At 71.9% G+C, this 11218-nt stretch carries 9 protein-coding genes; all 9 read left to right on the forward strand.

Annotated features, from left to right (window positions below):
- Positions 1 to 221: 221 nt before the first annotated feature.
- Positions 222 to 1082: a hypothetical protein gene (locus WME97_RS42170; RefSeq protein WP_437546331.1), complete on the forward strand. Its 861-nt coding sequence runs from the start codon at positions 222 to 224 to the stop codon at positions 1080 to 1082.
- Between the two features lie 399 nt (positions 1083 to 1481).
- A complete protein-coding gene (gene pheA, locus WME97_RS42175) occupies positions 1482 to 2561 on the forward strand; it encodes a prephenate dehydratase (RefSeq protein WP_437546333.1) in 1080 nt (359 codons plus the stop codon).
- 77 nt (positions 2562 to 2638) lie between these two features.
- Complete coding sequence (locus tag WME97_RS42180; RefSeq protein WP_437546335.1) at positions 2639 to 3979, forward strand: hypothetical protein; 1341 nt, start codon at positions 2639 to 2641, stop codon at positions 3977 to 3979.
- 192 nt (positions 3980 to 4171) lie between these two features.
- Positions 4172 to 4738, forward strand: a complete 567-nt coding sequence (locus tag WME97_RS42185) for an RNA polymerase sigma factor (protein ID WP_437546337.1) — start codon at positions 4172 to 4174, stop codon at positions 4736 to 4738.
- Positions 4735 to 5901 (forward strand): tetratricopeptide repeat protein, encoded by a 1167-nt coding sequence (locus tag WME97_RS42190; protein ID WP_437546339.1) that lies wholly within the window; start codon positions 4735 to 4737, stop codon positions 5899 to 5901. Before WME97_RS42185 ends, WME97_RS42190 begins: the two co-directional genes overlap by 4 nt.
- A 174-nt stretch (positions 5902 to 6075) precedes the next feature.
- Positions 6076 to 7056, forward strand: a complete 981-nt coding sequence (locus WME97_RS42195) for a hypothetical protein (protein ID WP_437546341.1) — start codon at positions 6076 to 6078, stop codon at positions 7054 to 7056.
- A gap of 61 nt (positions 7057 to 7117) precedes the next feature.
- On the forward strand, positions 7118 to 8215 hold the full coding sequence (locus tag WME97_RS42200) for a hypothetical protein (RefSeq protein ID WP_437546343.1): 1098 nt from the start codon (positions 7118 to 7120) through the stop codon (positions 8213 to 8215).
- A gap of 84 nt (positions 8216 to 8299) precedes the next feature.
- Positions 8300 to 10366, forward strand: a complete 2067-nt coding sequence (locus tag WME97_RS42205; protein WP_437546345.1) for a PEP/pyruvate-binding domain-containing protein — start codon at positions 8300 to 8302, stop codon at positions 10364 to 10366.
- 106 nt (positions 10367 to 10472) lie between these two features.
- The gene (locus WME97_RS42210; RefSeq protein WP_437546347.1) at positions 10473 to 11156 is read left to right on the forward strand and encodes a DUF4956 domain-containing protein; all 684 of its coding nucleotides are present in this window, start codon (positions 10473 to 10475) and stop codon (positions 11154 to 11156) included.
- The last annotated feature ends 62 nt before the right edge of the window (positions 11157 to 11218 follow it).

Below are 11218 nucleotides of genomic sequence, written 5' to 3' on the forward strand. Positions count from 1 at the left end.
GCGGCCCCCTATGTCCTGTATGACCTGCGGTGTCAACACCACCTCGATTACAACCGATTACAGCGCGCCGCCCTCTCCTCGCCTCGCCGGCCGCCTCTCCCTCGATGTCTCGCGCACGTCTCGTCGCAGCAGCATTCAGACGCCTCAGCGTGCCAAACGATCTTGACAGCCACTCTCGATACGCGACCATCCTCCGGTACCACTCAACCAGGAGGGAGCTCATGCCCCCGACAAGCACCGTGAAGAGCACGCCCGGATCCACATCTCCCAAGGCCAGGTCGTCCAGCAGGACGCCGGCCGCAACGTCGAAGCGCCCGGCCGCGAAGCCCCACGAACCGACCAGCGATGAGGCGCTCCTCGCGCTGGACTCGGCCTACGCCTCCGCCCCCGACATGCCTGCGAGCGTCGCGGAGCGCGAGCTCACCTCCCTGGCGCGCCTCGCGCACACGCAGCAATCACGCATGTCGAGGATCGGTATCACCTCCGACAAGGTGGATCTCCTCGCGCGCTTCGCGCGGCGCCTCGGCGCCCTCGAGAAGGGCTGGCAGAGGGCGCGCGGCGCCGTGACGCTCACGTCCGCGCAGCGCAAGCTCCGCGACGAGGCCGAGGCGCTCGACGCGAAGCTCGTGGCCGGCGGCCGCTGGGGCTGCCGCAACGACGACGCCGCCCAGGCGGAGCTCTCGCGCATCGCCGACGGCTCCGGCCTTTCGGACACCATCCAGGACCTGCGCGATCTCGTCGACTTCTGGTCCGATCACGAGGGCGCGCTCGGCGTGACCGATGTCACGACGAAGGATCTCGCGCGGGCCACGGCGCTCGCCGACGCGCTCGAACACGCCGCCGCCAACGAGGCATCGGACGCGAGCGCCGCACACGCGCTGGATCTGCGCAACCGTTGCTTCTGGGCCGCCGACGAGCTCGCCAAGGAGATCCGTGAGGGCGGCCGGTACGCGTTTCGCGACCAGCCCAAGATCGCGGCCAAGTTCGTATCGCGCTACCGGACGAACGTGAGACGGCGCTCCCGCAGGAAGGCTCAGGCCACCGAACCCGTCGCTGCTCCCGAGCTGAGCCCGGAGGCATAAGTTCTCCCACGGGCGCCATTCGCTCGCTCCCGCGCCCGATCCTCTCACTCCGGCGGCCGATCCTCTCGCTCCCGCGCCCGATCCTCTCACCCCGGCAGCCGATCCTCTCACTCCGGCGGCCGATCCTCCCGCTCCCGCGCCCGATCCTCTCACCCCGGCAGCCGATCCTCTCACTCCGGCGGCCGATCCTCTCGCTCCCGCGCCAAGAGCTCTCTCGTCCTCTCATCGGCTCTCTCTATCCGCTCCACGCGTCGAGCCCGCACGGGTGCTGCTTCGCCCCTGACGTTCGTCTCCGTCGCGCGCGTTCCGCGCCGCATTCCCCGCGCCGAGGCGAGCCTTGCGCTGCGGCGCCCCCTGCGCTTTGATGCCCGCCCTTCCCCATCCGAGGTGGAACGAACCATGGCGACCCTGGGCGACCTTCGCGAGCGCATCGACAGCATCGACGACCGGATCCTCGAGCTCCTCGCCGAGCGGGCCGAGGTGGCCGTCGAGGTCGCGCACGCGAAGCGCGCCGCGAACGCCACGCAGTTTCACGACCCGGAGCGGGAGCGGCGCGTGCTCACCCGCCTGCAGGCGAAGGGCGCGGGGCGCTTCCCGGGCGACGCCATCCGGGTCGTCTTCCGGGAGGTGATGAGCGCCTGCCTGTCGCTGGAAGAGCCCATGAAGGTGGCCTTTCCGGGGACGGAGGGCGCCTTCGCGGAGGTCGCGGCGCGGCACCTGTTCGGGCTGGCCGCGCGCTACCGGGAGACGGGCACCATCGAGGGCGTCTTCGACGCCGTGCGCGCGGGCGAGGCGGCCTGCGGCGTCGTCCCCGTCGAGAGCTCGACCGACGGCTCGGTGACCCTGACGGCGGACGCCCTGATCGAGAGCGACCTCCAGATCCGGCAGGAGCTCGTGCTCGACGTCGCCTATTGCCTGTTCAGCAAGGCGGAGGGGCTGAGCGGCGTCGCGCGGGTCCACGCGCACCCGCACGCGCTCTCGCAGTGCCGCCTCTGGCTCGCGAAGCACCTCCCCGGCGCGCAGATCGTCCAGACCGTCTCCGCGGCCGCGGCGGCGCACGAGGCCCTCGGCGACCCCGCCGCGGCGGCGATCGGCAGCCGCGGTGCGGGCGAGCTCTACGGGCTTCCGCTCCTGCGGGAGCGCATCCACGACCGCGCCGAGAACGCGACCCGCTTCATCGTCATCGCCCCGGCCGACGCGCCCGCCACGGGCGCGGACAAGACCTCGATCGTCTTCTCCGTGCAGGAGGAGCCCGGCGCGCTCCGCCGGGTCCTCGCCATCTTCGACGACGCGGGCATCAACCTGACCCGGATCGAGTCGAGGCCCAGCCGGCAGAAGCACTGGGACTACGTCTTTCTGGTCGATCTGGAGGGCCACCGGAGCGAGCCGCGCGTCGCCGACGCGATCGAGCGGCTCCGCGCGCGCTGCGAGATGGTGAAAGTCCTCGGGAGCTACCCGCGGTCGACCGGCGCGCGCTGAGGCGCGGAGGCGGGCATCCCGCCGAGCCGCGACGGGGGATGGTGCCCCGCGGGGAAGGGTGATAAATTTCCGCGCCCGTGCCGGCTGCGTCGCTCGCGCTCGCCCTCCGCGCTGCCCGAACGGCCGCGAGCGCGGTCGCCGGCACCCTGCTGGCCGCCGTCGCCCTGCCCGCCGCAGCGGGCGAGCCTCGCGCCGCAGAACCGGTGCTCGTCCTCGCCGCCTTCCCGGGCGCCGGCGGCATCGACAAGCGCGCCATCGACCTCGTCGTCGCCCATATCCGCCCCGTCGGCATCCGCCTTCAGATCGTCCGACCCGGCACGCCGAGGCCCGTGCTGCAGACGCTCCTCCCCGAAGCCAACGCGCTCGCCGACGCGTGGGACGCGCGGGGAGTGCTCTGGATCGACGCTGGGGCGAGCGACGAGCTCGCCTTGTACGTGGTCGAGCGCGACGGCGAGCAGATCTACGGCCGCCGCATCCCGGTCTTGCCCGGCCAGACCGCCACCGCCCTCGAGTCGCTCGCCAACATCGCCGGCGCGGTCGCCGAGGAGCTCCGCGAGGGCCACGTCGCCGGCCTGGCCGAGGTGAAGGTCGCCCCGGTCGGGCCGGCTCCAGCGGCTCCGCCCGAGCCCGACGGTGCCCCCGAGCCCGCCACGTCCCCCGCGGCGCTCGCGGCCGCGGCGCCCGCGGACGCCGCGCCGGACCTGCAGCCGCCCGCGGGCCCGCCGTCGCCATCCACGGGCGCCCGCCGCGAAGCGAGCCCGCTGCCGACGTTCGCCGTCCTCGCCGGCTACACCGGCACGAACTTCAGCAGCGCCGCGCCCTGGCAGAGCGCCGCCGCGCTCCGCGCCTCCTGGGCGCCCGTGGACTACGCCGTCCTCGGCCTGGGGTACGAGCTGATCCCCTCGACCTCGCTCGGCGACGAGCAGTCCACGTTCGAGCTCTCGCGCCACCCGGTGATCACGACCGGCCAGGTCCGCCTCAGGCTCCCCCTTGGCCTCGACCTGCAGCTCGGCGCGCGCGCCACCGTCGATATCGTCGAGCGCGTCCCCGAGGAAGGCACGACCCAGCAGGCGCTCACGGAGCCGCCACCGTTCCCGCCTCCTCCCGGTCATGGCCCGCCACCGCCGCCCCCGTGGCGGTGGCCGCGGATGTTTCCGCAGCAGCTGCCGCCGCCGGAGGCCCGGACCGACGTGCTCGTGAGCGTCGCGCCGGTCGCGGAGCTCGGGGTCCCGCTCACCGGGTGGCTCCGCCTCAAGACGACGCTGGGTGTGGACGTGCTCCTGACGGAGCCTGACGCCACCGTACACCCGGGCCTCGCGCTTTCGGCCAATCCGGTGCGGATCTTCGCCGGCGTCGGGCTGGAGCTCGGCCTCGCCCTGCCGGCCTCGCCAGCCCCCGCGGGCATGGTCAGGAAATGACCACCCGCGCCGCATGACCCGTCACGAAAGGAAAATTGACCCGCTTCGGGCCGTGCGACGCACCAGGTCGAAGCGATGGACGCTGAGCACGCGCGAGCTCTCTCCAGGAGCCTCGGCCCACTGCCCGAGCCGCTCCTGGCCAGCGCCATGACGCGCCCCGTCCCCGCCCCGCCGCCTGCCCCGTCACCCGCCGTGTCCTCGCCGTCTGACCTCGAACGGATGCGCCACGCCGGCGCGGGTGACCCGGAGGCCCAGGCCTGGCTCATGACACACGTGATCTCGCGGGTCCGCCGGATCGCGCGGACGTTCCTCCGCAGCGCGGCCGACGCCGACGACGCCGCGCAGCTCGCCCTGCTCGCGATCCTCGAGAGCGCGTCGAGCTACCGCGGCGACGCCGCCGTCGAGGCCTGGGCCAGGCGCGTCGCCGTCCGGACGATCCTCCGGTACGCAAGGCAGCAGCGCAGGGAAGGCGCGCCCGTGGCCCCGGAGAGCGCGATCGACGAGGAGATCGCCCAGGCGCCGCACCAACCCCCGTTCGAGGCCCTCCCGCGCGAGGCGCGCGCGTACCTCGACGAGCTGCCGGAGGCGCAGCGCCATGTGATCCTCCTGCACCACGCGCTCGATTACTCCATCGAGGAGATCGCCGGAATGACCGAGGTCAGCGCCGATACGGTGAAGAGCCGGCTGCGCCTCGGGATCGGCGCGCTCCGCAAGCAGGTGCGACAGGACCTCGCCGTCGGCCGGAAGAGAGCATCATGACAGGGACGCAGAAGTCCGAGATCGATCTGGACCTCCTGCCCGCGATCCTCGCCGCGGAGGCGCGCGGCGAGCCGATCCGCCCCGAGGACGCGGAGCTCCTCCGCCGCGCCGAGCAGGACGACCCCGAGCTCCGCGGCGAGGCGCCGCTCTGGGCCGCCATCGGCAGGCTCGGCGACGCGCGCGGCGACGGCCGCGAGCTCAGCGACGCCGCCATGCTGCAGCAGGTGCTCGCGCGCGCCCGCCTCGAGCCCGGGGGCGCCCGCTTCGAGCCCCGAGCCGCTCGCCTCGACCCGAGGGGCGCCCGCTTCGAGGCCGCGCCCGAGAGCACGGCGCGGCTGCGCGCGGCGCCTCGGCCGATGCTGCGGCGCGGGATCGCCGGGTCGCTCGCGGGCGTCGCCGTCGCGGCGACGCTCCTGGCCGCGCTCGCGGCGGAGCTGTTCGACGGGCCTGCGCAGGCGCCCCCGCCGGCGCCCAGCGGAAGCGAGACGCTCGATCCGAGCGGCGCACGGCGCACGGTCCTGAGCCTCCCCACGCTTTCGGTGCCGGAAGCGCCTCCGCCAGGCGCCGGCGCGCCCGCCGGCGAGCCCTCACCTGGCGCCGGCGAGCCCTCGCGAGGCGCCGGCGCGCTCGCACCGGGCGCCGCCGAGCCGCCGCCCGGCGCGAACGCGTCCGCCGCCGAGCCCTCGCCCGGCGCCGGCGCGCCCACCGGCGAGCCCGCGACCGCCAGCGCCGTCGGGGCCCGGGATCGCGCGCAGCAGGCGCCCAGGCCGCGCGCGGAGGAGCCCGCGGCGGGCCCGCAAGCGCTGCTCCTGCGCGCGCAGACCCAGCTCGGGCAGGGGAAGAGCGCCGAGGCGAACGCCTCCTACCGCGCCCTGCTCGCGCAGTACCCGGCGAGCCCCGAGGCGCGGGCGGCCCTGGTGTCGCTCGGGCAGATCGCGCTCCACCAGGGCAAGGCGGCGGAGGCGCTCGGCTATTTCGATCGCTACCTCGCCGGCGGCGGCCCCCTCGCCGCGGAGGCCCGGGTCGGCCGGGTGCAGAGCCTGCGCCGGCTCGGGCGGGCGGCCGACGAGCGCGCGGCCATCGCCGATTTCCTCGCGCGTCACGGCGAGAGCGTCCACGCGCCGCGGCTGCGCGCGCGCCTGTCCGAGCTCGGCGGCGGCTGAGCGCAGGGGCCTGACGCCAGATCGCCGGCGTCCGCGCGGCGGGGCTTCTTCAAAAAAGATTGACCCCTGATCCCGCCGCGTCGCCACCTGGCCATCGAGATGTCGCAAAACCTTTGCCGAATTGAAAAATTCTCCTCACGCGGCGGATGGCGCGCCGGTGTCCTTGGCGGGGTCGTGGCCCTCGTGTCGCTCGCCTGCTCGAGCTCCGGGGGTGACGACACGTCGGGCTCGGGGGGCTCAGCCGGCGGCTCCGGCGGCTCCGGCGGCTCCACAGGGTCGGGTGAACCGACCGGCGACCCCACGAAGCTCGTCGGCGCCTTCCAGGTGCGCTCGCTGCCTGCTTCCGAGCCGGGTGCGGCGGGCAGCACGGCGGTGATCGGGAAGATCTACGACGGCCCCACGCCCTCGCAGATCGTCTGGGAGGTGAAGACCGAGGAGGGGGGCTGTCAGCTCCTCACACCGCGCGTCCCGTTCTGCAACGAGCCCTGCGGGGGCAGCGCCGTCTGCGTGGAGGACGACACGTGCCAACCCTACCCCGCCGCGCACAGCGCCGGCAACGTGACGGTGACCGGCTTGAACCTCGAGTCGGGCGAGGCGTCCCTCGTCATGAGCCCCACGGCGAACAACTACCAGCCTCCCGCCGGCGTGAAGCTCCTCTACCCGCCCGTCGACGAGGGCGATGTGCTCCGCTTCGAGGCGAGCGGCGATTTCTTCAGCGCCTTCACGGTGGAGGCCAAGGGCGTGAGCCCCCTCGATCTCCTGAACGAGACGATAGAGCTCGAGCCCGATCAGCCCCTGCAGCTCGAGTGGACCCCGCCGGGGCAGGCCGGCATCTCCAAGGTCTACGTGAAGCTCGACATCAGCCATCACGGGGGCACGAAGGGGATGATCGAGTGCAACGTCGAGGACACCGGCTCGCTCGATGTCCCGGCATCCCTCGTCAAGCAGCTCCTCGACCTCGGCGTCGCGGGCTTCCCGACGATCATCGTCACGCGCAAGTCCGTGGGCTCCACGACGATCCCGCCCGGCCGGGTCGATCTGGTCGTCTCGTCCCAGATCGAGCAGGCGGTGATGATCGCCGGGCTCACGTCGTGCAACGACGACTCGCAGTGCCCCGAGGGCCAGACCTGCCAGAGCGATCTCACCTGCAAGTGAGCCTCGCCGATCCGCGGCGCGGCCGACCGTCTAGCTTAACAAGGAAAAGGACACAGAGACCATGACACGCACTTATCGCCCCTTGCTGCTGCCCCTCACCCTCGCGTTGCTCGCCCCTGTGGTCGGCGTCGGCTGCTCCAGTTCGGACCCGGAGGTGGACAACGGAGGCGACAACTCCACAAGCACCTCGTCGAGCTCCGGAGGCAACACTACCTCGTCCAGCTCCGGAGGCAACACTACCTCGTCCAGCTCCGGCGGCAACAGCACCTCATCCAGCTCCGGCGGCAACACCACCTCGTCCAGCGGCAACACCACCTCGTCCAGCTCCGGCGACCCCACCACCTCGTCCAGCTCCGGCGGGACGACCGAGAAATTCAGCTTCTTCGTGACCAGCCTCGTCGCCCTGCAGGAGCTGTCGGGCTCCCAGGACGGCTTCGGCGGCGATCTCCGCTTCGGAGAGACGGGCGCCGGCGCCGGGCTCCGCGGCGCGGACAAGATCTGCGCGACCATCGCCGAGAAGAGCATGCCCGGCGCGGGGAGCAAGCAGTGGCGCGCCTTCCTGAGCGCCGTCGCAGGGGAGGACGGCAAGCAGGTCAACGCGATCGATCGGATCGGCGAGGGTCCCTGGTACGACCGGCTCGGCCGGCTGCTCGCCAACAACAAGGAGGAGCTGCTCAACGACCGCCCCTCCGCGGCCGACCCTGCGATCATCGACGATTTTCCGAACGAGGACGGCGTCCCCAACCACCAGCCCGATCCGAGCCAGCCCGAGGTGGACAACCACGACATGCTGACGGGGACGAACGACAAGGGACAGCTCTACAGCGCGACAGCGACCTGCAAGGACTGGACGGCCAAGTCGGGCGACACGAGCGAGGGGAGGCCGCGCGTCGGTCACTCGTGGCCCAGGAACTTCGGAGGTGGCGGCTTCCCGACCGGCGGCGGCAGCACCGGCGCCGGCTTCCCGACCGGCGGCGGCAGCACCGGCGCCGGCCCCGGCGGCAACATCAACATGGCCAACTGGATGTCGTCGCTCGACGAGGCCGGGTGCGCGCCGGGCATCAACCTCCTAGAGCAGGGGGGGCCGCTGCCCGGCACGGTCACCGTCGGGTCCGGCGGCGGATACGGCGGGTTCTACTGCTTCGCGCTGACACCTTGACACCTTGACACCTTGACGCGGGATTGACGCGGGATGACCGGCGCGCGCCGCTGCGCGGTCAGCTTACTTGTCTCAGGAGGAATCATGTACAAAGGCACTCGCATCACGTCGATCGTCACGCTCGCCTTGCTCGCCGCGGCGCTCCCGGGCGCGTGCGGCGGCGGCGGCACGGACGACCCCGGCGTGACCGGAGAGGTCTGCGAACGCAAGAACGCCGATGAATCGACGGAGTTCCTGAAGCGCGTCGGGTGCGCCGCGGACTTCGAGGCGCTCGCCTCGGTGCCCATCGACGCCAGCCTGCCCGGCGCGCGGTCGGTCAAGGTCGTGCTGGATCAGGCCGATCAGAACGCGCTGTATTTCCAGAACAGCGTTCTCTACCTGATCCACTACGACTTCGTGTCATCGCACCTCTCCGGCGACCCGCTGCCCCTCGTCCCGCCCCTCGGCGAGTTCAACGCGACCGAGTACTTCACGCCGGATCGCCGCTTCGTCCTCGGCGCGGTGACGCACTACGAGGGCCCCGACGTGTGGGCCGTCGAGCTCTCCCCCTACGACACCGCGTCCGCGGACATGATCGCCACCCTGTTCAGGGCGGTCAAGGCGGCCTCCTTCTTCGGGGCGAAGCTCGCCTTCCACCCGACGTCGGAGGCCGTCGCGGCCGAGGCAAAGAAGCTCCCCGCCGACATCCCCGTGGTCAGCACCGGCGAGCTCTACGCCGGGATCGACTACCAGCCGCTCTCGCTGGGCACGGCGGTGGGCCGGCTCCACTTCGCGAAGGCGGCGGATCTCGACTCGGAGTACCTGTCCCACCAGGACATCGTCGTCCTCGACGAGGCGCCCAACGACATCTCGGTCGTCCAGGGGATCATCACCGAGGAGTTCCAGACGCCGCTCTCGCACGTCAACGTGCTCTCCCAGAACCGGCGCACCCCCAACATGGGGCTGCGCAACGCCATGACCCACCCCGACCTGCTCGCGCTGAAGGACAAGCTCGTCGAGCTCACCGCGGGGCCGACCTCCTGGAGCGTCCGCGAGGTCACCGAGGCGGAGGCCGAGGCGTTCTGGGAGGCGCACAAACCCACGCCCGTCACGCTCCCCGAGATGGATCTGACGGTCACCGATCTGCGCGACATCGAGGAGGTGACCCCCGATCCGCCGGAGGGCGAGCCGCTCCGGGACGCGATCAAGAAGGCCGTGCTCGCCTTCGGCGGCAAGTCGGCCCACTACTCCATCCTGGCCAGGATCCCCGAGGTCCCCATCCAGAAGGCCTTCTCGATCCCGATGTACTACTATGACCAGTTCATGAAAGATAACGGGTTCTACGAGCAGATCGACGCGCTGCTCGCCGACCCGAAGTTCACCACCGACGCCGCGGCCCGCGACGAGCAGCTGAAGGCGCTCCGCGACGCCATGAAGAGCGCGCCCGTCGACGCCGAGTTCCAGGAGCTCCTCAAGGCGAAGATCGAGGCGGACTACCCCGGGCACCCGATGCGCTTCCGCACCAGCACGAACAGCGAGGATCTCGACGGGTTCCCGTGCGCCGGCTGCTACGACTCGAACACGGGCGATCCGACGGACTGGGAGGACGTCCTCGACGCCATCCGCAAGACGTACGCGAGCGCCTGGAAGCTCCGCACCTTCGACGAGCGCACCTATTACGGCATCGACCACCGGACCATCGGGATGGCCTTGCTCGTGCACCACAATTTCCCGGCCGAGGAGGCGAACGGCGTGGCCATCACCAACAACCCGTTCGACACGGCAGGGGTCCAGCCCGCCTTCTACGTCAACGTGCAGACCGGCGGTGACGTGGAGGTGGTCGCCCCGCCCGCGGGCGTGACGAACGACGCGTTCCTCTACTTCTTCAACCAGCCGAACCAGCCGGTCACCTACCTGACGCACTCGAGCCTCATGCCGGAGGGCCAGACGGTCCTCTCGACGGCGCAGGTCCATCAGCTCGGCGTGGCGCTCGACGCCATCCACGAGCGGTTCTCCCCCGCGTACGGGCCGGCGAGCGGCAACGACGGGTGGTATGCGATGGACGTGGAGTTCAAGTACGACGACGACGCGAACCCCGACGAGCCGCCGACGCTCTACATCAAGCAAGCGCGCCCCTACCCTGGCCGCGGCGCCGCCGCCGAGGCGCCGTGACGCAGACGCGCGCGGATCGCGTGGAGCACGTGGATCACGTGGATCACGTGGACGGAGATGAGCGCGCGCCGCGCCCGGCGATCGCCCCCGGAAAGAGCGGCTCGCCGTGATAGACTGGCTCGGATGGGTCACCCAGGGGAGCGCCATGGACTTCCGCAAGGCGGTCGTGGCGCTCCTGCTGGCGTTCGGGCTCGGCCAGGCGGTCGCGCTCGTCTACATGGCCACATTTCGCGGGCTCTCCTACTCCCGCTCATCCGTGCACAGCATGGCGATGGGCAGCGTCATCACCTGCATGCTGATGCTCTCCGTGGGCAGCAGCATCGCCGCCGGCATCGGCGTCGCCGTGGGCCTGAGCGCGGTCCGGTTCCGCACGACCATGCGCGATCCGCGCGACGTCATGTTCGTCTTCGCGGCGCTCGGCGTCGGCATCGCCTGCGGGCTCCAGGCGGTCGGCGCGGCCCTCGGCGGGACCGCGATCTTCGCCGCCGGAACCTTGCTCCTCCATTTCACCGGCTGGGGCTCGCGACGACAGCCGGATGGCCTGCTCCGCTTCACCGCGCCCGCCGTGCCCGAGGTGGAGGACGCGCTCGCGAGGGTGCTCCGCGCTCACTGCCGGACCTTCTCGCTGGTGACCCTCCGGGAGGCTGCGCAGGGGACCGTGATGGAGCATGCTTACCAGATCACCGTCCTCGCGCCCGAGCTGCGCTCGGCGCTCGTCGCGAAGCTCCAGGCCATCCCGGGCGTGCAGGACGTCTCTCTCATGCTTCAGGAGCCGACGCTGGATCTCTAGCGGCCGAGGTCCATCGCGGAGGACGCCTGTCGGTCACGCCCTCGTGGGCCCTCTCGCTTCGT

Source organism: Sorangium sp. So ce367 (assembly GCF_051520455.1).
Classification (GTDB): domain Bacteria; phylum Myxococcota_A; class Polyangia; order Polyangiales; family Polyangiaceae; genus Sorangium; species Sorangium cellulosum_B.

Coding starts and splice junctions, on each gene's coding strand:
- pheA (WP_437546333.1), top strand. CDS start 1,482: ATGGCGACCCTGGGCGACCTTCGCGAGCGCATCGACAGCATCGACGAC.
- WME97_RS42170 (WP_437546331.1), top strand. CDS start 222: ATGCCCCCGACAAGCACCGTGAAGAGCACGCCCGGATCCACATCTCCC.
- WME97_RS42200 (WP_437546343.1), top strand. CDS start 7,118: ATGACACGCACTTATCGCCCCTTGCTGCTGCCCCTCACCCTCGCGTTG.
- WME97_RS42205 (WP_437546345.1), top strand. CDS start 8,300: ATGTACAAAGGCACTCGCATCACGTCGATCGTCACGCTCGCCTTGCTC.
- WME97_RS42190 (WP_437546339.1), top strand. CDS start 4,735: ATGACAGGGACGCAGAAGTCCGAGATCGATCTGGACCTCCTGCCCGCG.